Here is a 23,341-nt window from a genome sequence, read left to right as displayed (position 1 = left end):
TAGGTGAGGTCATGTTCCGCCGACCACGGTCAAGCCGAGAACACACATTGTACGAAGCTCTTAATCTTCTTGCCATTCTGCCGTTTCCCAACATCAATCCGGTGGCATTTTCCATCGGACCTTTATCCGTCCATTGGTACGGCCTCGCCTATGTGGCGGGCATCATGCTCGGCTGGTTTTATGCCCGCAAACTGATCGACCGGCCGATGCTCTGGAAGGGCGGCGAAGCCCCCATGACGAAGACGCATCTCGACGACTTTCTCGTCTGGATCGCCGTCGGCATCGTCGTTGGCGGCCGCACCGGCTACGTGTTGTTCTACGACCTGTCGGTGATGCTCGAAAACCCGATCCGCATCATTCAGATCTGGAATGGCGGCATGTCCTTTCACGGTGGTCTGATCGGCGCGATCATCGCCATGGTCCTGTTTGCCCGCAAGAACGCAATTCCCGTCTGGAGCATGTTCGACATCATTGCAGCCGTCGTGCCGCTCGGCCTGTTCTTCGGCCGCATCGCCAATTTCATCAATGGTGAACTCTGGGGCCGACTGAGCTCCATGCCCTGGGCGATCGTCTTCCCCACCGGTGGACCTTTCGCCCGCCATCCGAGCCAGCTTTATGAGGCAGGCCTCGAAGGCATCGTCATTCTCTCGGCCCTCGCCGTGATGATCTTCGGCTTCAAGGCGCTGCACAAGCCCGGCCTGGTCTCCGGCATATTTGTCATCGGTTACGGCTTTTCGCGCATTTTCGTCGAATTTTTCCGCGAACCTGATGCGCAGCTGGGTTATCTGCTCGGCACAAACTGGCTGACAATGGGCATGGTCCTGTCGTCGCCGATGGTGCTGATCGGGCTTTGGGCCGTCCTGCGAGCCCTTGCCGCCGCACGCACGCAGAAGGCCTGAGAAACAAGCACGCCATGAGCACGCCCTCAAACACGCCTCTCGCCAAGAAGATAAAGACCATCATCCGTACAAACGGACCGATCAGCGTCACCGACTATTTTGCGCTCTGCCTCGCCGACCCGGAATTCGGTTATTATCGCACCCGCGAGCCTTTCGGCAGCTTCGGCGACTTCATCACCGCCCCCGAGATCAGCCAGCTGTTCGGCGAGATGGTCGGCGTCTTCATGGTCCACACCTGGCAGCAGCACGGCACGCCGCAGGATGTGCGCCTGGTCGAGATCGGACCCGGCCGCGGCACGATGATGGCCGACATGCTGCGTGTCATCAAGCGCATCGCACCGGCGCTTTTCGAAAGCCTTGCGGTACATCTGGTCGAAACCAGCGAGCGTCTGCGCGGGGTGCAGCGGGTGACGCTGGAAACCTATTCCACCAAGATCAGCTGGCATGACAGTTTCGACGATGTGCCGGCAGGCTTCTGCCTGATCGCCGCCAACGAACTGTTCGACGCCATTCCGATCCGCCAGTTCATCAAGACGCCGATCGGCTTTCGCGAACGCCTGATCGGGCTTGATGCCGATGACGAGCTGTCGTTTGCCGCAGGCGTGGCGACCGTCGATCCGTCTCTCCTGCCGGCTCCCGCCGGCGCCATTCCTGACGGCACCATTTTCGAAATCGCCCCTGCCCGCCAGGCCGTGATGCAGACGCTTTGCGAACGCCTGCTGCAGGATGGCGGCACAGCACTGATCATCGACTACGGCTCCATGGTGACCGGTTTCGGCGATACGCTGCAGGCCGTCCTGAACCACGATTTCGATCCGCCCTTTGCCCATCCCGGCGAAGCCGATCTGACCAGCCATGTCGACTTCGAGGACCTGGCGAAAGTCGCCGTGGCGACCGGTGTCCAGCTGAATGGCGGCCTTCGCCAGGGCGAATTTCTCTACGGCCTCGGCCTTTCCGAACGCGCGGCAGCGCTTGCCCGCGACAAGGAGCCATCCGAACAACGCCTGATCGCCGCGGCAATCGACCGGCTGGCCGGCGAAGGTGCCGGAAAGATGGGCGAGCTCTTCAAGGTCATTGCCGTTTCGAGCCCGGATGTCACGCTGATGCCGTTCCGCTCGGTGGGCTGAGCCGGGTTACGGCTCACTCTCTTGCCAACGAAATCAGAGACTTAAATTCACCGTGATCTCGCCTTTGTGCCCTTTCCCTTGAGGAGGGAGGTACAATCGCCTTGATTGCGGCAGCGGCGCCTCTCCCTCTGCCGGAGAGAAAGTGATTTCAACATCTTAGCTTCGGCCAACTGTCAGAAATCACAAGCGGGCAGATCATCGCGGCCCTCGATCAGCCCACCGCCCATCCCTCGGAGCCGGATTGACATCAACCCATCGCTTGCGCCAATCTCGCCTCGCAAGACCGAAGCATTCGCAGGCATTGCCCAGTTAAATCAACAGGATGGACGCAAATGCCGGGATACGGACTTCCACAGCCGATCAAGAGTGCGCTGCTTTCCGGGAGTGCCGGATCGCGCATCCGGCATGGCTTTTTCACCCGTGAAGGCGGTGTCTCCGAGGGCATCTATGCCGGCCTCAATGTCGGCATCGGCTCCGATGACGACCGGCAGAAGGTAATCGAAAACCGCACGCGCGTCGCAGCCTGGTTCGATCAGCCGGTGGAGCGTCTGGCAACCGTTCATCAGGTTCATTCCCCCGACGTCGTGATCGTCGACGACATTTCGCAGCCCGGCGACAGGCCGAAGGCGGATGCCATGGTAACGAAACGTCCCGGTATCGTGCTGGGCGTTCTTTCCGCCGATTGCGGCCCGGTTCTTTTTGCCGACGCGGAAAACGGTGTGATCGGCGCGGCCCATGCCGGCTGGAAGGGTGCGCTTCACGGCGTGCTCGAAAACACCATCGAGACGATGGTCTCGCTCGGTGCCGACCGCTCGAAGATCACCGCCGTGCTCGGCCCGTCGATCGGCCGCAGCAGCTATGAGGTCGGACCGGAATTCGTCGCCAATTTCAAATCCGTCGATCCCGCCTACGAGATTTTCTTCTCGCCGTCCGAAAAACCCGGCCATGCCATGTTCGATCTTCCGTCACTGACGATCAAGCGGCTGACGGATGCCGGCGTGAAGGCCGAAAATCTGGATCTCGACACCTATCCCGATCCGGAGAGGTTCTTTTCCTATCGGCGCACCACCCATGCCCAAGAGCCGGATTACGGCCGCCAGATTTCTGCAATCGCGATCCGGGAGGACTGACATGGCTCTGCACTTCGAACGTGAGGAATATGCTGCCCGGTTGGAGCGTCTGCTCGCCGCCATGCAGGAACAGAAGCTTGATGCCCTGCTGCTTTTTGCCCAGGAAAGCATGTACTGGCTGACCGGCTACGATACCTTCGGCTACTGCTTTTTCCAGACGCTGATCGTCAGGGCCGATGGCTCGATGACGCTGCTCACCCGCTCGGCGGATTTGCGTCAGGCGCGCCAGACCTCGATCCTCGACAATATCGTCGTCTGGGTCGACCGGGTGAATGCCGATCCGACGCTCGACCTGAAGAACCTGCTGAGCGACATGGATCTGCTCGGCGCGAAAATCGGCGTCGAATATGATACCCACGGCATGACCGGCCGCGTCGCGCGCCTGTTCGACAACCAGCTTTCGTCGTTCGGCCAGCTGAGCGATGCCTCCTATCTCGTCGGCAACCTGCGCCTGATCAAAAGCCCGGCCGAGATCGCCTATGCCAGACGTGCCGCCGAACTTGCCGATGACGCGCTCGATTCCGCACTGCCGCTGATCAGGGCCGGCGGCGACGAGGCCGCCATCCTGGCCGCCATGCAGGGCACGATCCTTGCCGGCGGCGGCGATTATCCAGCCAACGAATTCATCATCGGTTCGGGCGAGGACGCGCTGCTTTGCCGCTACAAGGCCGGCCGGCGCAAACTCGATGCAAGCGACCAGCTGACGCTCGAATGGGCGGGAGCCGCCGCCCATTACCACGCGGCGATGATGCGCACGGTGATCGTCGGCGAACCGTCGCTGCGCCACCGCGAACTCTACAAGGCCTGCCTCGAGACCATCCAGGCGATCGAGGAAGTGCTGCGGCCCGGTCACGTCTTCGGCGATGTCTTCGACACCCATGCACGCATCCTCGACGAACGCGGCCTCTCCCGCCATCGGCTGAATGCCTGCGGTTATTCACTCGGCGCCCGCTTCTCGCCATCGTGGATGGAGCACCAGATGTTCCATGTCGGCAATCCTCAGGAGATTTTGCCCGACATGACGCTCTTCGTGCACATGATCATCATGGATTCGGACAGCGGCACGGCGATGACGCTCGGCCACACCTATCTGACGACCGAAGGTGCGCCACAGCCGCTCTCGCGTCTCGGCCTTGACCTGATCGTGTGCTGAATTGTGTGCTGATCGCCGCATCGCCGCAATTGACACATCCGAAAGGGCGCCTCTAAGCTCCACCAGGGCAAAGTTCAGGAGATGAATTAAGTGCGGCGACCAAACCTCTGGCACATCGTCGCAGCTTTCTCGCTTTGCCTTGGACTTTCCGCCTGCAACACAACCGACGCACTGACACCGCAGGTCGATGTCGGCGGCGGCACCTATCCCTCCTCCGCGCCGGTCACCCAGGAGGAGACCGACCGAATGGCCGGGACCGACAGGCTCGAACCGGTGCAGTCCGCTCCGCTTGCCTCTCCCGGCAGCCGGCAGGGCGCACCGACCGCTGGCAGCCAGTCTGACGCGGGAGACACGCTATCGGCCCAGGCACGCGCCCTCGATGCCGGGGATCGTGTCTCACCGGCCTCCTCCGGACCGCCTCCGGCATGGCAGGGACAGGAGGCGTTAAGCCAGGGATCGGCTCAGCAGGATGACGCATCGCCACCACAGGCGCCTTCAGGCGGCCAGACCGCGGCCGCGAGCGGCGACAACACCATCCGCTTCCTGCCGATCATCGGCGCGCCGGTCCAGGCGGTGACGCCGCTGTCGCGTCAGCTGGCCGCATCGGCACGCGCCGCCGGACTGACGATCCGTCCGTCGGGCGACACCGGCACCAACCAGATCCTCAAGGGATATTTTTCCGCCCTTTCGAATGGCGACAAAGTGACCATGGTGTATGTCTGGGATGTTCTCGACAATTCAGGTGCACGGCTGAACCGCATGCAGGGCCAGGAAACCGTGCCCACGCAGGGCTCGGACCCTTGGGATGCAGTGTCTCCGGAGCTTATGCAGTCGATCGCCAAAAAGACGATAGCGGAGTATATGAGCTGGCGCAGGACAAGGTGAAGAAGGTGATTCTACACGTCCTGAGAGTGCCAAAGTCACACTTCGTTCATAAAATCCGTGCGGATTTCGAAAACACTCTTGCAATCGAAGGCAGCGGCGGTACAAGGCCGCCATCCAGCTTCAAAACAGGCGGACCGCAATGAAGGTTTTCGCAGGCAATTCGAACCGGCATCTGGCCGACGCGATCTGCAGCTATCTTAATGTTCCAGTCGGAAAAGCCTCCGTAAGGCGATTTGCGGACCAGGAAATCTTCGTAGAAATCCAGGAGAACGTGCGCGGCGAGGATGTCTTTGTCATCCAGTCCACGTCTTTTCCGACCAACGATCACCTGATGGAACTGCTCATCATGATCGACGCTTTCCGCCGCTCGTCGGCGAAGCGCATCACGGCAGTGCTTCCCTATTTCGGCTATGCCCGACAGGATCGCAAGGCAGGCCCCCGCACGCCGATCTCGGCAAAGCTCGTTGCCAACCTGATCACCGAGGCCGGCGCCAACCGCGTGATGACACTCGATCTGCACGCCGACCAGATCCAGGGTTTCTTCGACATCCCGACCGACAACCTCTACGCCGTGCCGATCCTGGCCCGCGACGTGAAGGAAAATTACGATCTGAACAACGTCATGGTCGTCTCTCCGGACGTCGGTGGCGTGGTTCGCGCCCGCTCGCTGGCCAAGCGCCTCGGTTGCCAGCTGGCGATCGTCGACAAGCGCCGTGAACGCGCCGGTGAGTCGGAAGTCATGAACGTCATCGGCGACGTGACCGGCAAGGACTGTCTGCTGATCGACGACATCGTCGACTCGGGCGGCACGCTCTGCAATGCCGCTGAGGCGCTCCTGAAGAACGGCGCGACCAGCGTCACCGCCTATATCACCCATGGGGTTCTGTCCGGTGGTGCCGTTGCCCGCATATCCTCGTCGATGCTGAAGGAGCTGGTGATCACCGACTCGATCCAGCCGACGACCGCGGTTCAGTCGGCCCCCAATATTCGCGTCATCTCGACTGCGAACCTGCTGGGTGAAGCGATCAACCGCACGGCGATGGAATCCTCCGTCTCCAGCCTGTTCGACTGATCGCCGCCAATCAACGCTTTGCAGTTTTTTCAAAATGTTTCGCTCGGGCCGAAAGTCGATTTCGATTTTCGGCCCGATGCTTTAGGCTCCTCTCAAATATTTCGAGGAGGAATCGCCAATGCCGTTGATGTCCAGAACACGCGACAAGCTGCCCCTGCTGCTTCTGCTTCCACTTCTTTCGGCCTGCGTCGAGGAAGGGCCGCCATCCGGGCCTGGTGGCTACTATCCGCCCCCGCGCCCGCAGCCACAGCAGCAGATGTGCACGATGGATTACCGGCCGGTTTGCGGCGAGCGTGGTGGGCGCCTGGAAACCTTCGGCAATGGCTGCCAGGCCAGCGCCCGCGGCTTCCGTATCGTCAGCCCCGGCGAGTGCCGCGGTTCCGGAAATTATCCGCCACCCGGCCGCCCTGATCGCCCCGACTGGGACCGCCCCGGCAGGCCGGACAGACCAGACCGGCCGGGCCGGCCCGGCATGGGCAATGACATGGGCGGCGCCTGCACCCGCGAATACCGTCCCGTCTGCGGCCAGAACAATCGCAGCATCCAGACCTTTCCCAACGCCTGCGAGGCTCGCAATTCGGGGTTTTCCATCATCGCTTCGGGCGAGTGCCGCCGCGGATAACGCATTGCCGCAACACATCCACGACAAAAGACGCCGGGATTACCGTCCCGGCGTTTTGCATTCCGCAAAGTCGTTGACTATGTAGGTCAGGTATTGATGGAGACCTTGCCCTGATGGCCGCCCGAGACCGCTACTCACGAAAGCTGGAATGTTCGCAATGCGGTAATACTGGTTTTGCCGAGGTTTCCGAGGACGACGACAAGCGCGCCGCCAGCCGCGACTTCCGCATTGATGAACTACCCCGCGGCTTCCGTACCGAATTCGCTTCGACGGATCCGCGCAAATACATGCTTCGCTGCAGCGACTGCGGCTTCAAGTTCCGCTTTGAACAGAAGACGGTCTATGCGCCGGGTGGCGAAAGCCGGCGCTGAACCGGCCGTTGACGGACGCTGCCGGCAAGCCGCTCAGGCTGCCTCGACAAGCGGCTGCTTGTCGAACGGCATGGGGCGGCCCAGCAGAAAGCCCTGTGCCTCGTGGCAGCCTTCCTGCCGCAGGATGGACAGCTGGTCCAGCGTCTCCACGCCTTCGGCAAGAACCGGAATGCGCAGCCCCTGCCCCAGGGCAAGGATTGCCCGCACCATCGCCTTGGCCTCATCGCTTGCTTCGACATCCGCAAGGAAACTGCGGTCGAGCTTTATCTTGTCGAACGGAAAGGATTGCAGCGTCTCCAGCGACGAATAGCCGGTTCCGAAGTCGTCGATCGCGATCGATACGCCAAGTGCCTTGATCGCCCTCAGCGCATGCAGTGCGCGCGGCTTGTCGCTGAAGATCGAGCTTTCGGTAATCTCCAGTTCCAGCCGCGACGACTTCATCCCGGTTTCGAGCAGAACGGTATGGACAAGTGCCGGCATATCCACATGGGCGATCTGCACCGGTGAGAGATTGACTGCCACCTTGTGTTCTACGGGCCAGGCGGCCGCCTCGCGGCAGGCCTCGCGCAGCACCCATTCGCCGATCGGCAGGATCGCGCCGCATTCCTCGGCAATCGGAATGAAGTCGGCGGGAGAAACATCGCCCCGTTCCGGATGCCGCCAGCGCAGCAGCACCTCATAGCCGGTAACCTCTCCGCTCGAAACCGATTTTTGCACCTGGTAATGCAGGTAGAACTGTTTTGCCTCGACAGCCGCCCAGAGTTCCTTGGCCATTTTCGTGCGGTCGCGGGCCGCCTCGTCCATCTCCATGTCGTAGAAGCAGACTTCGCGCGAGAGCGAACCCTTGGCACGGTACATGGCAAGATCGGCATTGGCGATCAGCACCTCGGGCGTCTGCCCGTCATGCGGATAGAGCGCAACGCCCATGCTGGCGCCCGGTGTCACCCGGTTGCCCTCGATGTCGATCGGCCGATTCAGTTCCGTCATCATCCGGTCGAGGAAAGCCTGCACCTCGGAGACTTCGCTGTATCGCATCGCGGCGACGAACTCGTCTCCGCCGAAGCGGGCGAAGACTTCCTTCGGCCCGAGGATCTGCATCATGCGCCGTGCGATATCCTTGAGCACCTCGTCGCCGACGGCATGTCCGAGTTGATCGTTGATCTGTTTGAACTTGTTGAGATCGATGCCGACGACTGCCAAGTGGTCGTCACTATGCTTGGCATGCAGCACCTCGCTTTCCAGATGGCTCATGAAAGCCGGGCGATTGGGCAGCTGCGTCAGGCTGTCATGCCGCGCCATGAACGCGATACGTTCCTCGGAGAGGACCTGCTCGGTAATGTCGTCGAATGTGGCAACCCAGCCGCCGCCCGCCAGCGTGTTGAGCGCAGTCCGGAAGGTTTGGCCGCTGCCCGTCCGGTGCATCAGGCTCTTCTGCCCTGAACGGACCGCAGTTATGTAGCGGTCATAGTGCTTGCGGGCATGGGGCATCCAATCCTGCTCCTGCCCGTAGGCCTGCTCGTATCCCTTCTGCACCATTTCCCAGTAGCTTCGGCCGGGCCGGATAAAGCCCTCCGGAAACTTGAACATGTCACGGTAACGGCCGTTTGAAAGGATCAGCCGCTCCTCGCCATCAAACAGGCATATGCCCTGGCTCATGTTTTCAAGCGCAAGGTCGAGATTGCGGGTGATCGCAGCGATGCGGTCGCTGTCTTCCTTCTGGCGGGTGATGTCACGGGTGATCTTGGCATAACCGACCAGCAGGCCGTCATCATCGCGCACCGGCTGGATCACCACGTGTGCCCAGAACCAACTGCCGTCCTTGCGGTAACGCTTGCCTTCGGCCTCGAAGCGGCCGGTTTCGAAGGCGGTTTTCAATGCATTCGCCGGCGCCCCTCGCTCCTGTTCCTCGCGCGAGTAGAAACGGGCAAAATTCTTTCCGACGATTTCGGCCGCCACATAACCCTTGGCGCGCTGCGCGCCGGCATTCCAGTTGGTCACCACGCCCGTCGGATCGAGCATGTAGATCGCATAATCGGTGACGCCGCGGACCAGAAGCTGAAAGTCCCTTTCGCTGGCGCGCGACGAACGGGCTGCACGCCCGGAAATCAGAGCCGCAGCCGTGCCCGAGCCGAGCAGCGACAAGGAGACGGCAATGATCGTCGACAGCATCAGCGGTTTGGACAGTGAGCCGACGCCGATCGCCGACGAAAGGTCCGGCACCAGCGTCGCGGCACCCATGGCGATGAAATGCATGGAGACGATGGCAAGAGCGAGCGTTGCGCCTGCAAACAGAACCGCTTTATTGCCCTTGCGGAGAACCATCAGGAACGCCGGCGGTGCCATCACCATGGCGCTGACGATCGCAACGATCACCATCGGGCGGGACCATACGATCCGGCCACCGATCTCGATCGCCGACATGCCGGTGAAATGCATGCACGACACGCCGGCACCGAATACCAGGCCTGCGGCAATCGCGCCCGTGCGCGTCGGCATGGCGACGAGAAGGCTGGAGGCGGAAAAGGTCGTGACGAAGGCAAGGGCGAGCGAGATCAGCGTCAGGGACGGATCGAAGCGGAACGCAAAACCCGGATCATAGGCAAGCATGGCGACGAAGTGGGTTGCCCATATGCCGAAACCACCTGCGCCGCCGGCAACGACAGCCCATACCGGCCGGGCAATGCGGCCGGCTTCCCTCGAGCGCCCGATAAAGGCGACAGTCGCAAGATTTGCCAGCAGGCAGAGCAATCCCGCCACCAGGACAAGCGGAAGATTATGTTCATAAACCAGGCAGGTGACGACGCGAAACATTCAAATTATTCCCTGAAAGCAGTCGCACTTCTGACGCAGCCGATTTAATAATTCCCGCACATCTTATTGAGTCATCACTTTTTTAGTCGAAAAGCGCATAGTGTGATTAACGGCACCCGAACAACGACCTACCCAGAGTAAGCCGTTGCACAACCGGCCGCACCGACAGGATGCAGGAGGCCGGAATGAGAAGCGGTGAGCGCGAGGAACCGCCGCACTTGCCTGCGGAGCGAGCTTGTATTATAGGGACCGCGTCCGCGCAGACACCCTTGGAGGCAATGCGGATGGGGCCATTAACAGCCTCCGGTTCCAATCGACCCCGATGGGTCGGATAGAACTCTCCAAATAACCTCGAAAGGAAATGCCATGAGCCAGAACAATTACGAGCTCAAGGCCGAGGCGCGCGAACGGGTCGGTAAGGGGTCCTCCCGTGAACTTCGCCGCAACGGTTTTATCCCTGCAGTCATCTATGGTGACAAGCAGCCCCCAATTTCAATCGTCCTCAACACCAATGAGGTCACCAAGCGCATTCACGCCGGTGGTTTCATGACGACTGTTGGAACGATCGACGTCGACGGCCAGAAGATCACTGTGCTGCCGAAGGACTATCAGCTGGATCCGGTGCGTGACTTCACGTTGCACGTCGACTTCCTGCGCGTCTCCGGCAACACCGAAGTAACGGTCGACGTTCCGGTTCACTTCATCAACGAAGACAAGTCCGCGATCAAGCAGGGCGGCGTCCTGAACATCGTCCGTCACACGGTCGAGTTCCTTTGCCCGGCTGCTTCCATTCCGGAATTCATCACCGTTGATCTCGACGGCGCCAAGATCGGCGACAGCATTCACATTTCCGCAGTCAAGCTGCCGAAGGGTGTGCGCCCGGTCATCACCGACCGCGACTTCACCATCGCGACCCTCGTTGCTCCGGCAGCAGGCGTTGCCGAAGAAGAAATCGCAGACACGCCGGCATCGACGGAAGAATAATATCTTCCTTGATCGACGTTTGGAAAGCCCGGCAATGCCGGGCTTTTCTATTGGGATCTGCAGGCGGCTCCGATAATGTCCACCCTGCCCATCCCGAAGGCGGGACCGCCTCCGTCAACCACAAACATTCCCGGTTCTTTCATGACACAGACACCAGACCTCGCTGCAGCCATCCGCTCGATACCGGATTACCCGAAGCCTGGTATCATTTTTCGCGACATCACCACCCTGCTCGGCAATGCTGTTGCCTTCCGGCAGGCTGTGGATGAACTGGTCAAGCCCTATAAGGAGCTCGGCATCGACATGATCGCCGGCATCGAGGCGCGCGGTTTCATCCTCGGCGGTGCATTGGCGCACCAGCTTTCAGCGGGCTTCATCCCGATCCGCAAGAAAGGCAAGCTGCCGCATGAGACGGTGCGGATCGCCTACAGCCTGGAATACGGCATGGACGAGATGGAGATGCATGTGGACGCCGTAAAGCCCGGTGACCGCGTCATCCTCACCGACGACCTGATCGCGACCGGCGGCACCGCCGAAGGCGCCGTCAAGCTGCTGCGGCAGCAGGGCGCCGAGATCGTTTCGGCCTGCTTCGTCATCGACCTGCCGGATATCGGCGGCCGCAAGAAACTCGAAGCGCTCGGTGTCGAAGTCCGCACCCTGGTCGAATTTTCCGGTCACTGAGCCGAACCGATCGGCAATACCCCCATCAACCGGGGGATTGCCGAAGGCACGTCCGCTGTTATCCTCCGACCTTGCCGATGGGGGATCAGATGGACGTCACCGCACTTGCCGCCTTTGCCGCCGCTTTCCTGTTTTTTGCCGCCAGTCCCGGCCCCGACAACATGACGATCGTCGCCCGCACGGTCGCGCAAGGGCCGGCATCCGGCATCGCTTATGGTGCCGGCACCTGTACCGGCATTTTGATCTTCCTCGCGCTCGCCGTCTTCGGCCTGACGGTGCTGGCAGATGAGATGGGTGTGGTGATGAGCGTTCTGCGTTATGGCGGCGCCATCTACCTGATCTGGACGGGGATCAGGCTCTGGACGGCCAAGCCTGCCGTTCCCGAACTGGATGCGAAACCGCAGGCAAATGTGCTTGGCGCCTATCTGACCGGCATCGTGCTCAATCTCAGCAATCCGAAAATGCCGCTGTTCTACATTGCGCTTCTGCCAAATCTTGTCGGCACCGATCTGACCGTCGCAGACGGCGGCACACTTGCTGCTGTGATCCTTGCAGTCGAGTTCCTTGTCATTGGCGGGCATGTGATGCTCGCCACACGCGCCAGGCAGGCGCTCAGAAGCCCTGCCATCGTCCGTCGCGTCAACCGGGCAGCCGGAACAGTCATGATTGGTGCAGGCGCAGTCGTCGTCGCGCGTTAGGAACGCACGCCAAAGCAATTCGAGCAAAAGTGGAAACCGTTTTTGCGTTCGGAATTGCGCGGAAACAAAGAGATAGAGCAGTTTCGCGTCGAAGAACGGCGGAAATGCTCTAGTCGAATTCCAGCACGCGCGCCTCGAAACGAAACACCGTCTCGCCCTTCTGGTTGACACCTTCGTTGGCGGTCAGGCTGATCGACGTGCCGGGCCTCGACATCAGCGGGCGGCTTTCGACGAGCGTCGCCGAATAGGTGATCGTGTCCCCGGCATAGACCGGCCTCAGCCATTGCAGCTTCTTGAAACCGGGCGATGGGCCAAGCGTCGGTGGCGTCACCCCTTCAGCCACAAGGCGCGCACGTTCCTGATCCCAATAGGCGATATAGGTCTTCATCCAGCCGGCGCAGGTATGCCAGCCGGAGGCGCAGAGCGAACCGAAGACGGAACTTTTTGCGGCTTCCGCATCGGTGTGGAAAGATTGCGGGTCGAACTTTTCGGCAAAGGCAATGATCTCTTCGGCAGTGAAAAGAAGAGAGCCGATAACCACCGTCTTGCCGAGCGGAAAGATCTCGCTGAGCTTCATGCCGCGTCCCCCTCGCCCGAGCGGGTGCGAAACATGATCGGGTTCTCACCGCGCATCACCACCTCGCCGTGCTGGTTCGTCACTTCATGGAGAAATTTGACGAGGCCAATACCCGGCCGCGACCGCAACGCCCTCGCCTCGATCACCGTTGAGCGACCCGACAGGGTATCGCCGGCGAGAACCGGCTTTTTCCATTCCATGAAATCGATGCCGGGAGACCCTTCCGACGAAGAGCCGGAGAGCCAGCCGTCATACATCATCCGCATGAACAGGCTTGCCGTGTGCCATCCGGAAGCGGCAAGCCCGCCAAGGATACTGGCTTTTCCCGCCACCTCATCGAGATGCATCGGTTGCGGGTCGAATTCCGAGGCAAACGCGACGATTTCTTCAGCGGTGATCAGCCGCGACGCGAGCGGCAGAACCCGGCCAGGCGTAAAATCCTCAAGATGGAGCATTCGGCACCTCGTGCAATCGGAATGCAGGCACGGGGCGAAGGATCGCCCCGTGGTATTTTTTGCTTACGTGTTGAAGCGGAAGTGGATCACGTCGCCATCATTGACGACATATTCCTTGCCTTCGTCGCGGCCCTTGCCGGCTTCCTTGGCACCCACTTCGCCCTTGAAGGCGACGTAGTCGTCAAAACCGATGGTGAAGGCGCGGATGAAGCCGCGTTCGAAATCGGTGTGGATGACGCCGGCAGCCTGCGGGGCCTTGGTGCCGCGCACGATCGTCCAGGCGCGCGTTTCCTTCGGCCCGACGGTGAAATAGGTGATCAGGTGGAGCAGCTGGTAACCGGCGCGGATCAGACGGTCGAGACCGGCCTCTTCGAGACCGAGCGCGCCGAGGAATTCCTTGGCTTCCTCTTCCGGCAGCTGTGCCACTTCGGATTCGATCGCAGCCGAGATGATGACGCATTCCGCGCCCTGCCCCCTCGCCATTTCGGCAACGGCCCTGGTGTGTTCGTTGCCATCGACGGCGTCGCCTTCGGCGACGTTGCAGACGTAGAGCACCGGGTGCGACGTTAGAAGGTTGAGGCCCTTGAGGATCTCGATGTCTTCCGGCGCCAGCGTCTTCAGCAGAATGCGAGCCGGCTTGCCTTCGTTCAAAAGCTTGATGACGGCTTCCATCACCGGCAGCTGGGCAACCGATTCCTTGTCCTTGCTGGTGGCGCGCTTGCGGGTCTGTTCGACGCGGCGCTCCAGGCTTTCGAGATCGGCAAGCATCAGTTCGGTCTCGATCGTGTCGGCATCGCCGACCGGATTGATGCGGCCCTCGACATGGGTGATGTCGTCGTCCTCGAAGCAGCGCAGCACATGCACGACAGCATCGACTTCGCGGATATTGGCGAGGAACTTGTTGCCGAGACCTTCACCCTTCGACGCGCCGCGCACCAGGCCGGCAATGTCGACGAAGGAAATGCGGGTCGGGATGATTTCCTTCGAGCCGGCGATCGCCGCAAGCTGCTGCATCCGCGGATCGGGAACCGCCACTTCACCGGTATTCGGTTCGATCGTGCAGAACGGATAGTTCGCAGCCTGCGCGGCGGCAGTCTTGGTCAGCGCGTTGAAGAGGGTGGACTTGCCGACATTGGGCAGTCCGACGATACCGCATTTGAAGCCCATCGGGGGTAGTACCTATCGTTTAACTGAGTTTGCAGTCGCTATGGGCGAAACTGCCCTGCGGGTCAAGGCTTGCAACAAGGCATCTCATTGCAGCCAAGGCAGATTTGCCTTACTTTCAGTCGCAGGAGATACCGCCATGACGCAACTTAAAGTTACATCCAAAGGCCAGGTTACGTTGAAGAAGGATATCCTTGATCGTCTGGGCGTGCAGCCGGGAGATCACCTTGATGTCCATCAGCGGCCGAATGGCGTGCTGGAACTGGTTGCAGCCAAGAAGAAGACGGGGAAGATCGAAGATTTCTTCGGTAGCCTCAAAAACGAGCATGATATCCACCTCACCCTTGATGAAATCCAGGAGGCTATAGAGAAGGCTTGGGCTGGGGAGAGATGAAGATCCTCGACACCAACATCCTGCTCAGGGCATCGCTGGACGACGACCCGAAACAATCTCGTATCGCTCAAAATTTTCTTGCCGAAGCAGACAAACTGGTGATCCCGACATATGCGCTCTGCGAATTTATCTGGGTGATGTCAGGCAGCTACAAGCTTTCACGGGTAAACGTCGCAGCTGCAGTCGTTCGGCTTATCAATAGCGAAAAGGTGGTATGCGACGACGCAGCGATCGCTGCCAGACTTCTGTTTTTTCAATCTGGCGGCGATTTTGGTGATGGTGTGATCGAGTTCGAGGGACGACGTCTCGGCGGAGAAACATTCATAACCTTCGACAAGGTAGCGGCGCGCACCATTCGGTCGCAAGGCCGTCACAGCGTGGTCCTCGGCATCGATTGACCGTCAACCTCTGTTCAAACCTTGAAATCCTGTTGCTGCGGCGCAAGATAATCATTACGTCCTCAAAGAACGTCCTCATCCGAAAGTCAGGCTGATGGCCGAAAACACGGTTCTCACCCCAAAGACGACAACGAAACCCAAGCTGGAGCGACCGAAGCTCTACAAGGTCATCCTGCTGAATGACGATTATACCCCGCGGGAATTCGTCATCATGGTGCTGCGCTCGGTCTTCCGCATGAGCGAGGACACCGGGCTGAAAGTGATGATGACCGCCCACCGGCTGGGCTCTTGCGTCGTTGTCGTCTGCGCCAAGGATATTGCCGAGACGAAGGCGAAAGAGGCAACCGATCTGGGCAAGGATGCCGGCTTTCCGCTGACCTTTACCACCGAACCGGAGGAATAGCGGTCGCGTCTAGGCGCTGTCCCGATTGTTACTCCTTCGGCCCGAACATCTTCTTCAGCATATCGGCCATCGGCCCTGACGTCGGCAGGCTGGGTTTTCCACCGCCGCCGCGTGCCTGACGGATATGGGATTGTCCCGCCGCTTTTTGCGTCTGCGGTTTTGGCGTGGCCGGTTTTTCCGCCTCGGGCTTGGCACCGACGGCAAGCGTCAGCTTGTTCATCAACTGCGAATCCTCGCCCTTGACCAGCATGTCGGCATTGTCGGCAAGCGCATCCATCAATGGTTCCAGCCACACGCGGTCGCTCTTGGCGAAATCGCCGAGCACATGGCCGTGAACCTGTTCCTTGGAGCCGGGATGGCCGATGCCGATACGCAGCCGGCGGTATTCCTTGCCGCAATGGGCGTCGAGCGACTTGATACCGTTATGGCCACCATGGCCACCGCCGGTCTTCAGCCGGGTGCGTCCCGGCGCAAGATCGAGTTCATCATAGATTGCAATCAGGTCAGTCGCCGTCAGCTTGTAGAACCGCATCGCCTCGCCGACCGCCTCGCCGGAAAGGTTCATGAAGGTCTGCGGCTTCATCAGCAGAACCTTTTCGCCGGCAATCTCACCTTCGGAGATGACCGCCTTGAATTTCTTCGACCACGCCGAAAAGCCCGGCCGACGCTGAATGGCATCGACCGCCATGAAGCCGACATTGTGGCGGTTTCCAGCATATTGCGCCCCGGGATTGCCGAGGCCGGCAATGATCAACATAAAAACTCTCCGTCTTCTTGGCGCATGTTCACCACCGCGAAATGACGGCACTGTCAATATCTATTGTTGCTGCCGCTCCCACAAACGAGCAGGCGCAAGACCGTATCGCTGCAGGATCTCATCCTGTTTCTTCTCGCTGATCAGCGTGTCGAGACCGCTCTGCATGCGGGCGATCATCTCGTCGGGCACATCCTTGTTGCAGGCGAGGCCGAACCTGTTCTCGGAGAAGAGAAGCACGCTTTCCAGCGGTTTGCCCTCCGCCATGAGCTTCAAATAGACATTTTCCGGCATCGGCATCATGTCGATGCGCTGTTCCAGAAGTTTGTTGAGGGTTATCTCGAAGGTTGCACTCAGGTCGATCGAAGGAAAGCCGCGTTCGCGCAGCAGCGTTTCGGTGAAATCGGCCCGATGCGTGCCGATCGTATAACGCTTTGCTTCGTCCATCGTCGTCGCATCGATCACCGTCTGGTGCAGCCGGACGAGAAAGTTGCGGCTGATGCTGAGCGGCGTTACCCATTTGAACTTGGGCTCTCTTTCAGGAATACGGGCAGCCGAAAAGACGCAATGCATCGGTTGGGTCTCGGCAAGCACATAGGCCCGCGCCCAGGGCATGATTTCCATGGTGAACGGAATATCCGCCTTGCGCATCAGAGCTTCGACCTGCTCCACGCTGGAACCGCGATAGCTGCCGTCCGGGTCACGATAGACAAACGGCGGATACTGTTCGGTCGTCAGGCTGATCGGCTGTTGCGCAGATGCCGGCAAGGCCGGCTGAATGCCGATCAGGAAACAGGTCAGGATGGTAACAATCTTCATCGCGTGTCTCCCGAAGGCGGTTGGAAGCGTCTTGTCGACATGCGTTACGGCATATTTAACTGGCGAGAGAATTGACGCCCGGATGTCCGGACAGGTCCGCCAGCAGATCATTGATCTCGCGCGGACGCGAGAAATGGTAGCCTTGGGCGAAGTCCACGCCGATTTGCAGCAGCTGCCGCTGCTGTTGCGCCGTCTCGACCCCTTCCGCCACCACCTTGCACTGCATCTTGTGCGAGATGGTGGTGATGCCTTCTATCAGCATCCGGCTTTTGCGCTCGACATCCGTTTCCCCGCCAAGCATGGATTGCACGAAGGATTGATCGATCTTGACGATATCAACCGGGAAGCGGTTGAGATAGCTCAGCGACGAATAGCCGGTGCCGAAGTCGTCAAGTGCGATACGGCAGCCGAAATCATGGAGTTCGGACAGCACCCGACGGATCCCCGGATCGTCATGCATAAGCACGGCTTCGGTGATCTCCACAACAAGGCGATCCGGGCTGATGCCGTTATGGGCAAGCAACGCCGCCAGCCGGGTGGGAAGGCCCGGCTCGAATTGAAGCGGCGAGAAATTGACGGCGACATAGGCGTTCGCAAGCCCCGGAAGCCGCGATACCCGATTGAGATTGGCAAGCGCATCTTCGAGAATGAGATTGCCGATCTCGCCGATCGTTCCATTCTCCTCGGCAACGCTCACCAGCGGTCCCGGCGGCAAAAGCCCCTTGCGGGGATGGCGAAGACGCATCAGCGCTTCGAAGCCGACGGGAAGCCCGTCGCCAATGCTGACGATCGGCTGGAAATGTGCCTCGAACCAGTTGGCCGCAATGCCGACTTCGATATCGCTCTCGATCTCCGCCTTCTCGCGTGTCTTCGTCAGGATGGCCGGATCATAGACCTTGGCGCCGTTCTTGCCGTCGCGCTTGCGTGCATACATGGCAAGGTCGGATTTCTGCAACAGCTCAGCCGCCGCCGAGGCATGTTCCGGATAGAAGGCAACGCCGACGCTGGCGCTCAGCCGCATGCTCGTACCCTCGATGCGGAACGGCGTTTCGAACATGTCCATGATCTGCTGGCAGAGATCGCTGCTGCGCTGCTCGGCATCATCGCCGACGATCACGATGGCAAACTCGTCGCCGCCGAGCCGCGAGACGGTATCCGCCTTGCGCAGCATGGGGAGAACTCTGGCGACGAATTCCTGCAGCACCAGATCGCCGGCCGCGTGGCCATGATTGTCGTTGATCGCCTTGAAACGATCGAGGTCAACGAACAGGCAGGCCATTTTCGTGCCGAGGCGATCGGCGTCGATAATGTGGCGGTCTAGCGCCGCTTCAAACCCCTGCCGATTGAGAAGACCCGTCAGATGGTCGGAGATCGCCTGCTGGTGATTGCGCAGCTCGGATTGCTTGAGTTCGGTGACATCGGTCATCACGCTCAAGGAACCGACGAGATGGCTGCTCGATGCTCCAAAATCGGCCTCGGCGATCAGCACGCTCATCGGCCGGCCATCACGGCACTGGAAGCGGACGGTGATTTCGATCGGCGCACCCTCGCCCGACATTGCCTGCCTGCGGGTTTCGAACAGCGACCTGTCGGCCGGGAAAACCAGATCGGAAAAATGCCGTCCGATAACGTCCTCACGCTGATAGCCGGTGGCCAGAAGCCAGTAATCGCTGACGGCGGCAATCGTGTCGCCGGTCGTCAGGGAGAACAGCATGGCAGGCGTCATATTGTAGATTTCGATCGTCTGCTGATGGGCCCGCTTCAGTTCCCGCTCCTCGCGTTCGAGCAAGGCCTGCATTTCGTTGAAGCTCTTTGCCAGCCGTCCCATTTCGTCGTTGGAACGCCAGTCGACATGATGGCGCGAGCCGAGGCGCCGGGTCGCTTCGATCGCAGCCGTCAGGCGCATCAACGGCCTGACAACCATCATCCGGTTGCCGAAGACGGCGGCGCCGAACACAGTCAGGATAGCAATGATGAAGATCGAGATGAATGCGAGCTCGGTCTGGTGCAGCCCGGAAAACCAGCTGGCGATCGGCACATAGACGGTCAGCGTGCCGACTTCCCGAATGCCCTGCAGGGATTTGTAGGTGATCGGCTGGCTGCGTGTCTGATGGTCGCTCAGATCAAACAGGTTCGGGGCGATCTCGAAGATGTTCAGCTTTCCGGTCGTATCCGTGATCTGCACCGCGTGGATCATCGGGTCGGCGACCAGCATCTGCGCCACCTGATGAATGCTTTCGCTATCCAGCTCCCACAGGGGCTTGCCGAGTGCCTGGGTATTGCTGCTGATCACCACATCGACATGTTCGCCGATGCTCTGGGAAGCCTGCTGCGAGGAAAGAGCGAGAAAGACAGTGAAAAGCGGTGCCACGACGACAAGAAGCGCGCCCGAAATGATGGCAATGAAACGACTCTCTACAGAATGAGTCATTTGTTTTCCCCGGCCCAATATTGCTCTTAGAAACACCACCCCGTATTTCCAGGCCATCCTTCCATCGAAACCTTTAAACTTTCCTGACGTAATAACGCAAATTCCGAGCGAACTGTCTCAAACAGATCTTGGCATCTTCAAGAATATCCAAGAAATACGGGCCTGGGCATGGAATGCAAAGCCGGATCCGCGTGCGGAATAAACATAATTTACTTCTAAATCACCCAGTTCCCCACGCGCGTCACCTGACAAACGCCATTGTACAGCCGGAACAGGTCGCAGCAAAAAGGCGGCCGAGGCCGCCTTTTCTGTATGTCACACTTTCGAGTGATCAGTGCCCCTTGTTGGCATAGACCGATTTTTTCGTCAGGTAGATCAGTCCGCTGAAGATCACCAGGAAGACCATCACCATGAAACCGGTGCGCTTGCGTTCCTCAAGATGTGGTTCGGCAGTCCACATCAGGAAGGCCGAAATGTCCTTCGCATATTGATCCACCGTCTGCGGTGAACCGTCGTCATAGGTCACCTGGTCGTCGGCAATCGGCGGCGCCATGGCAAGCGACGCGGCATTGGCGAAATAAGGGTTATAATGCCCGCCTTCCGGCACCTCGATGCCGGCCGGTGGCTCCTGATAGCCGGTGATCAGCGAGTAGATATAGTCCGGCCCGCCTTCCTGATACTGCGTAAAGATATCGAAGACGAATTGCGGAAAGCCACGGGTAATGCCACGTGCCTTGCCGAGCAGCGACATGTCCGGCGGGGCAGCACCATTGTTTGCTGCAGCCGCCGCCTCCGCGTTGGGGAAAGGCGACGGGAAATGGTCGGACGGCGTCGCCGTACGTTCGAACATCTCGCCATCACCGTTCGGTCCGTCCTGGACCTTGTAATTGGCCGCATACGCCTTCACCTGGGCTTCCGAATAGCCGAGGTCCTCCAGCGTGCGGAAGGAAACCAACCGCATCGAATGGCAGGCGGAACAGACTTCCGTATAGACCTTCAGCCCGCGTTGCAGCTGCTGCTTGTCGTAATGGCCGAAAGGCCCGGCAAAGCTCCACGCCTCGTTCTTCGGATGGTGGATCGGAAAATGCGGCGTGCCGCCTTCCGCATGGGCTTCGGCGCCGGCGGCCGCATCGTGATTTTCCTGTGCAGTCGCTCCTGAAAGACCGACACCGGCAACGCCGATAGCGGAAAGAAACGCCAGCGACAGGATGCTTGTTACAAGCTTTTTCATGTTTCTGTCCCTCTCCGTCGCCACGTTCACACCGAAGCCTGTTGCGGCTCGGCAAGATCCGCGACCGGCTTTTTCTGCTTCTCCAGAACCGCCTCGGTGATCGAGTTGGGTATGCGCCGCGGGGTCTCGAACAGTCCGAGAAGCGGCATGATCACCAGGAAGAAGGCGAAGTAGTAGAGCGTGCCAAGCTGCGAGAGGGTCGTGTAGATCCCTTCCGCAGGTTGCGAACCGAGCCAGCCGAGCAGGATCGAGTTGACGACGAAAATCCAGAAGAACAGCTTGTACCAGGGACGATAGACTGCCGACCGAACCTTGGATGTATCGAGCCAGGGCAGGAAGAACAGGATGATGATCGAACCGAACATCACCAGCACGCCACCAAGCTTTGAATCGATTGGGCCGACATTGAAGGTGATCGCCCGCAGCATCGCGTAGAATGGCAGATAATACCATTCGGGAACGATATGTGCCGGGGTCTTCAGCGCATCGGCCGGGATGTAGTTGTCCGGATGGCCGAGGAAGTTCGGCATGTAGAAGATGAACCAGGCATAGGCGACCAGGAAAATCGAGACGCCGAAGGCATCTTTCAGCGTCGCATAGGGCGTGAAGGCCACCGTATCGGTCTTGCTTTTCACCTCGACACCCGTCGGGTTCGTCTGACCGGTGACATGCAGCGCCCAGATGTGAAGGATGACGACACCGACGATCATGAACGGCAACAGGTAATGCAGCGAGAAGAACCGGTTCAGCGTCGGCTGGTCGACGGCAAAACCGCCGAGCAGGAACTGCTGGATCCATTCACCGACCAACGGAAAGGCGGTGAAGAAACCGGTGATGACGGTCGCACCCCAGAACGACATCTGCCCCCAGGGAAGCACATAACCCATGAAGCCGGTTGCCATCATCAACAGGTAGATGACGACGCCGAGGATCCAGAGGATCTCGCGCGGCGCTTTGTAGGAACCGTAATAGAGACCGCGGGCGATATGCAGATAGACCGCGATGAAGAAGAACGATGCGCCGTTGGAATGCATGTAACGCAGCAACCAGCCATGGTTGACGTCACGCATGATCTTTTCGACGCTGTCGAATGCGACGCCGGTCGATGCCGCATAATGCATGGCAAGCACGATCCCGGTGAGGATCTGCACCACCAGCATGACCGACAGCATGGCGCCGAACGTATAGGCGTAGTTCAGGTTTCGCGGCACCGGAAAGGCGACGAAACTGTCATACACAAGACGCGGCAATGGCAACCGCTGATCGATCCACCGTTCGATCCCGGTCGACGGTTGGTAAGACGAATGTCCACTCATGTGTCTGCCCCTCACCCGATCCTGAGCACGGTATCGCTTGCGAAAGCGAATGTCGGAATTGCCAGGTTCTGCGGCGCAGGACCTTTTCGGATACGGCCCGCCGTATCGTAATGCGAGCCATGACAGGGACAGAACCACCCGCCGAAATCGCCGGACTGACCGAGCGGAACGCAACCGAGATGGGTACAGGAGCCGATCATCACGATCCAGTTCTCCTTGTCTTTACCCGCCGAGCGATCGACGCCTGTCGCTTCCGCGTCTGCCGCCAGATTGGCATTGCGGGCGACCGGATCCTTGAGGTCGGTAAGAGCGACGGCGTTTGCCTCTTCAACCTCCTTGGGTGTGCGGTTGCGGATGAACACCGGCTTGCCGCGCCACTTGACGGTCAGCGACATGCCCGGCTGTACGGCCGCGACGTTCACCTCGATAGAGGCAAGCGCCAGCGTCGATGCGTCCGGACGCATCTGGTCGATGAATGGCCAGGCGACGGCCGCTGCTCCCACCACACCGGCCATGCCGGTCGCCAGATAGAGGAAATCGCGGCGCGTGGGTTCGCTCAGCGTTCCTTCGTTTGGATTTTGCTCACTCACGGTTCAACCATCCTCTCATGCAATGCCCAGTCATTCGCATGCCTCCTCCTTGGCTATGGTTAAGCCTTCGCCACCATAGATCGAACACCGATTCTCCAGCAAGTCGGTGCGACCATAGAATTGATCGCAGATAAGTTCCCGCCTTGGCAAGGTCTTCGGCGCTTCGCGGAGGCGCAGATTGCTATTTTGGCATGTAGACGACCGGATACTGCAACGCAGTCTTGCGACACTATGCAGCGGCAATGATTTAGCCCGCGAAATCAACGGGGAACTTGATATGGATCAAGCGCCGGAAAGACGGCATGGACGAGGAAAGCGCTGCGTTGCCAGCAACATGTGCCCGTGCTAAGGCATCCTCGACGAAGCGCTTCGGACC

24 protein-coding genes are annotated in these 23,341 nt (G+C 59.8%); 14 read left to right on the top strand and 10 right to left on the bottom strand.

The window, feature by feature from the left end:
* Positions 1-11 precede the first annotated feature (11 nt).
* The 8 genes from lgt to AC2GXZ_RS04330 all read left to right on the top strand — a co-directional run bounded on the left by lgt (position 12) and on the right by AC2GXZ_RS04330 (position 7,259).
* Positions 12-899 carry a prolipoprotein diacylglyceryl transferase gene (lgt, locus tag AC2GXZ_RS04365; RefSeq protein WP_483757880.1) on the top strand — a complete coding sequence of 296 codons (888 nt, stop codon included), beginning with the start codon at positions 12-14 and terminating at the stop codon, positions 897-899.
* Positions 900-913: 14 nt separating this feature from the next.
* Positions 914-2,026, top strand: a complete 1,113-nt coding sequence (locus AC2GXZ_RS04360) for a class I SAM-dependent methyltransferase (protein WP_483757879.1) — start codon at positions 914-916, stop codon at positions 2,024-2,026.
* A 332-nt stretch (positions 2,027-2,358) separates the two neighbouring features.
* Entirely contained in the window at positions 2,359-3,156 is a 798-nt protein-coding gene (pgeF, locus tag AC2GXZ_RS04355; protein WP_483757878.1) for a peptidoglycan editing factor PgeF, read from the top strand.
* Position 3,157: 1 nt separating this feature from the next.
* On the top strand, positions 3,158-4,309 hold the full coding sequence (locus AC2GXZ_RS04350) for a M24 family metallopeptidase (protein WP_483757877.1): 1,152 nt from the start codon (positions 3,158-3,160) through the stop codon (positions 4,307-4,309).
* A 90-nt stretch (positions 4,310-4,399) separates the two neighbouring features.
* Positions 4,400-5,194 (top strand): hypothetical protein, encoded by a 795-nt coding sequence (locus AC2GXZ_RS04345; protein WP_483757876.1) that lies wholly within the window; start codon positions 4,400-4,402, stop codon positions 5,192-5,194.
* 139 nt (positions 5,195-5,333) lie between these two features.
* A complete protein-coding gene (locus AC2GXZ_RS04340) occupies positions 5,334-6,266 on the top strand; it encodes a ribose-phosphate pyrophosphokinase (protein WP_483757875.1) in 933 nt (310 codons plus the stop codon).
* A 118-nt stretch (positions 6,267-6,384) separates the two neighbouring features.
* Positions 6,385-6,888 (top strand): Kazal-type serine protease inhibitor family protein, encoded by a 504-nt coding sequence (locus AC2GXZ_RS04335; RefSeq protein ID WP_483757874.1) that lies wholly within the window; start codon positions 6,385-6,387, stop codon positions 6,886-6,888.
* A gap of 113 nt (positions 6,889-7,001) precedes the next feature.
* Positions 7,002-7,259: a hypothetical protein gene (locus AC2GXZ_RS04330; RefSeq protein ID WP_483757873.1), complete on the top strand. Its 258-nt coding sequence runs from the start codon at positions 7,002-7,004 to the stop codon at positions 7,257-7,259.
* Positions 7,260-7,292: 33 nt separating this feature from the next.
* On the opposite strand, the gene AC2GXZ_RS04325 is transcribed toward AC2GXZ_RS04330, so the two are convergent.
* Entirely contained in the window at positions 7,293-10,070 is a 2,778-nt protein-coding gene (locus AC2GXZ_RS04325; protein WP_483757872.1) for a bifunctional diguanylate cyclase/phosphodiesterase, read from the bottom strand.
* Positions 10,071-10,436: 366 nt separating this feature from the next.
* Here AC2GXZ_RS04325 and AC2GXZ_RS04320 point away from each other — a divergent pair, with 366 nt between their 5' ends.
* The 3 genes from AC2GXZ_RS04320 to AC2GXZ_RS04310 all read left to right on the top strand — a co-directional run bounded on the left by AC2GXZ_RS04320 (position 10,437) and on the right by AC2GXZ_RS04310 (position 12,433).
* On the top strand, positions 10,437-11,054 hold the full coding sequence (locus AC2GXZ_RS04320) for a 50S ribosomal protein L25/general stress protein Ctc (RefSeq protein ID WP_483757871.1): 618 nt from the start codon (positions 10,437-10,439) through the stop codon (positions 11,052-11,054).
* Between the two features lie 141 nt (positions 11,055-11,195).
* A complete protein-coding gene (locus tag AC2GXZ_RS04315) occupies positions 11,196-11,735 on the top strand; it encodes an adenine phosphoribosyltransferase (RefSeq protein ID WP_483757870.1) in 540 nt (179 codons plus the stop codon).
* 89 nt (positions 11,736-11,824) lie between these two features.
* A complete protein-coding gene (locus tag AC2GXZ_RS04310) occupies positions 11,825-12,433 on the top strand; it encodes a LysE family translocator (protein ID WP_483757869.1) in 609 nt (202 codons plus the stop codon).
* Between the two features lie 109 nt (positions 12,434-12,542).
* Here AC2GXZ_RS04310 and AC2GXZ_RS04305 read toward each other — a convergent pair whose 3' ends face one another.
* From AC2GXZ_RS04305 to ychF, 3 genes are all read right to left on the bottom strand, one after another.
* Positions 12,543-13,010 carry a MaoC family dehydratase gene (locus AC2GXZ_RS04305; protein ID WP_483757868.1) on the bottom strand — a complete coding sequence of 156 codons (468 nt, stop codon included), beginning with the start codon at positions 13,008-13,010 and terminating at the stop codon, positions 12,543-12,545.
* Complete coding sequence (locus AC2GXZ_RS04300; protein WP_483757867.1) at positions 13,007-13,465, bottom strand: MaoC family dehydratase; 459 nt, start codon at positions 13,463-13,465, stop codon at positions 13,007-13,009. Before AC2GXZ_RS04300 ends, AC2GXZ_RS04305 begins: the two co-directional genes overlap by 4 nt.
* Positions 13,466-13,528: 63 nt before the next feature.
* The gene (ychF, locus tag AC2GXZ_RS04295) at positions 13,529-14,632 is read right to left on the bottom strand and encodes a redox-regulated ATPase YchF (protein WP_483757866.1); all 1,104 of its coding nucleotides are present in this window, start codon (positions 14,630-14,632) and stop codon (positions 13,529-13,531) included.
* Between the two features lie 136 nt (positions 14,633-14,768).
* Here ychF and AC2GXZ_RS04290 point away from each other — a divergent pair, with 136 nt between their 5' ends.
* The 3 genes from AC2GXZ_RS04290 (at position 14,769) to clpS (ending at position 15,824) form a co-directional block, all read left to right on the top strand.
* Positions 14,769-15,023, top strand: coding sequence for an AbrB/MazE/SpoVT family DNA-binding domain-containing protein (locus AC2GXZ_RS04290; RefSeq protein WP_483757865.1), 255 nt, complete (start codon positions 14,769-14,771; stop codon positions 15,021-15,023).
* Positions 15,020-15,421, top strand: a complete 402-nt coding sequence (locus AC2GXZ_RS04285) for a type II toxin-antitoxin system VapC family toxin (RefSeq protein WP_483757864.1) — start codon at positions 15,020-15,022, stop codon at positions 15,419-15,421. The genes AC2GXZ_RS04290 and AC2GXZ_RS04285 overlap by 4 nt, the downstream gene beginning before the upstream one ends.
* 94 nt (positions 15,422-15,515) lie before the next feature.
* Positions 15,516-15,824, top strand: a complete 309-nt coding sequence (clpS, locus tag AC2GXZ_RS04280) for an ATP-dependent Clp protease adapter ClpS (protein WP_483757863.1) — start codon at positions 15,516-15,518, stop codon at positions 15,822-15,824.
* Positions 15,825-15,852: 28 nt separating this feature from the next.
* On the opposite strand, the gene pth is transcribed toward clpS, so the two are convergent.
* The 6 genes from pth to petA all read right to left on the bottom strand — a co-directional run bounded on the left by pth (position 15,853) and on the right by petA (position 22,965).
* The gene (gene pth, locus AC2GXZ_RS04275; protein WP_483757862.1) at positions 15,853-16,581 is read right to left on the bottom strand and encodes an aminoacyl-tRNA hydrolase; all 729 of its coding nucleotides are present in this window, start codon (positions 16,579-16,581) and stop codon (positions 15,853-15,855) included.
* Positions 16,582-16,641: 60 nt separating this feature from the next.
* Positions 16,642-17,397 carry a substrate-binding periplasmic protein gene (locus AC2GXZ_RS04270; RefSeq protein ID WP_483757861.1) on the bottom strand — a complete coding sequence of 252 codons (756 nt, stop codon included), beginning with the start codon at positions 17,395-17,397 and terminating at the stop codon, positions 16,642-16,644.
* A 55-nt stretch (positions 17,398-17,452) separates the two neighbouring features.
* Entirely contained in the window at positions 17,453-19,828 is a 2,376-nt protein-coding gene (locus tag AC2GXZ_RS04265) for a putative bifunctional diguanylate cyclase/phosphodiesterase (protein ID WP_483757860.1), read from the bottom strand.
* Positions 19,829-20,159: 331 nt separating this feature from the next.
* Positions 20,160-21,059, bottom strand: coding sequence for a cytochrome c1 (locus AC2GXZ_RS04260; protein WP_483757859.1), 900 nt, complete (start codon positions 21,057-21,059; stop codon positions 20,160-20,162).
* A 26-nt stretch (positions 21,060-21,085) separates the two neighbouring features.
* Positions 21,086-22,375, bottom strand: a complete 1,290-nt coding sequence (locus AC2GXZ_RS04255; RefSeq protein ID WP_483757858.1) for a cytochrome b — start codon at positions 22,373-22,375, stop codon at positions 21,086-21,088.
* A gap of 11 nt (positions 22,376-22,386) precedes the next feature.
* Complete coding sequence (gene petA / locus AC2GXZ_RS04250; protein ID WP_483757857.1) at positions 22,387-22,965, bottom strand: ubiquinol-cytochrome c reductase iron-sulfur subunit; 579 nt, start codon at positions 22,963-22,965, stop codon at positions 22,387-22,389.
* Positions 22,966-23,341: the final 376 nt, after the last annotated feature.

The sequence above is a fragment of the Aliirhizobium sp. YIM B11859 genome (assembly GCF_057163345.1).
Note: the sequence above shows the minus strand (reverse complement) of the source record. Positions and strands in the feature narration are given on the sequence as shown.

Coding starts and splice junctions, on each gene's coding strand:
- lgt (WP_483757880.1), top strand. CDS start 12: ATGTTCCGCCGACCACGGTCAAGCCGAGAACACACATTGTACGAAGCT.
- AC2GXZ_RS04360 (WP_483757879.1), top strand. CDS start 914: ATGAGCACGCCCTCAAACACGCCTCTCGCCAAGAAGATAAAGACCATC.
- pgeF (WP_483757878.1), top strand. CDS start 2,359: ATGCCGGGATACGGACTTCCACAGCCGATCAAGAGTGCGCTGCTTTCC.
- AC2GXZ_RS04350 (WP_483757877.1), top strand. CDS start 3,158: ATGGCTCTGCACTTCGAACGTGAGGAATATGCTGCCCGGTTGGAGCGT.
- AC2GXZ_RS04340 (WP_483757875.1), top strand. CDS start 5,334: ATGAAGGTTTTCGCAGGCAATTCGAACCGGCATCTGGCCGACGCGATC.
- AC2GXZ_RS04335 (WP_483757874.1), top strand. CDS start 6,385: ATGCCGTTGATGTCCAGAACACGCGACAAGCTGCCCCTGCTGCTTCTG.
- AC2GXZ_RS04330 (WP_483757873.1), top strand. CDS start 7,002: ATGGCCGCCCGAGACCGCTACTCACGAAAGCTGGAATGTTCGCAATGC.
- AC2GXZ_RS04325 (WP_483757872.1), bottom strand. CDS start 10,070: ATGTTTCGCGTCGTCACCTGCCTGGTTTATGAACATAATCTTCCGCTT.
- AC2GXZ_RS04320 (WP_483757871.1), top strand. CDS start 10,437: ATGAGCCAGAACAATTACGAGCTCAAGGCCGAGGCGCGCGAACGGGTC.
- AC2GXZ_RS04315 (WP_483757870.1), top strand. CDS start 11,196: ATGACACAGACACCAGACCTCGCTGCAGCCATCCGCTCGATACCGGAT.
- AC2GXZ_RS04310 (WP_483757869.1), top strand. CDS start 11,825: ATGGACGTCACCGCACTTGCCGCCTTTGCCGCCGCTTTCCTGTTTTTT.
- AC2GXZ_RS04305 (WP_483757868.1), bottom strand. CDS start 13,010: ATGAAGCTCAGCGAGATCTTTCCGCTCGGCAAGACGGTGGTTATCGGC.
- AC2GXZ_RS04300 (WP_483757867.1), bottom strand. CDS start 13,465: ATGCTCCATCTTGAGGATTTTACGCCTGGCCGGGTTCTGCCGCTCGCG.
- ychF (WP_483757866.1), bottom strand. CDS start 14,632: ATGGGCTTCAAATGCGGTATCGTCGGACTGCCCAATGTCGGCAAGTCC.
- AC2GXZ_RS04290 (WP_483757865.1), top strand. CDS start 14,769: ATGACGCAACTTAAAGTTACATCCAAAGGCCAGGTTACGTTGAAGAAG.
- AC2GXZ_RS04285 (WP_483757864.1), top strand. CDS start 15,020: ATGAAGATCCTCGACACCAACATCCTGCTCAGGGCATCGCTGGACGAC.
- clpS (WP_483757863.1), top strand. CDS start 15,516: ATGGCCGAAAACACGGTTCTCACCCCAAAGACGACAACGAAACCCAAG.
- pth (WP_483757862.1), bottom strand. CDS start 16,581: ATGTTGATCATTGCCGGCCTCGGCAATCCCGGGGCGCAATATGCTGGA.
- AC2GXZ_RS04270 (WP_483757861.1), bottom strand. CDS start 17,397: ATGAAGATTGTTACCATCCTGACCTGTTTCCTGATCGGCATTCAGCCG.
- AC2GXZ_RS04265 (WP_483757860.1), bottom strand. CDS start 19,828: ATGACTCATTCTGTAGAGAGTCGTTTCATTGCCATCATTTCGGGCGCG.
- AC2GXZ_RS04260 (WP_483757859.1), bottom strand. CDS start 21,059: ATGAAAAAGCTTGTAACAAGCATCCTGTCGCTGGCGTTTCTTTCCGCT.
- AC2GXZ_RS04255 (WP_483757858.1), bottom strand. CDS start 22,375: ATGAGTGGACATTCGTCTTACCAACCGTCGACCGGGATCGAACGGTGG.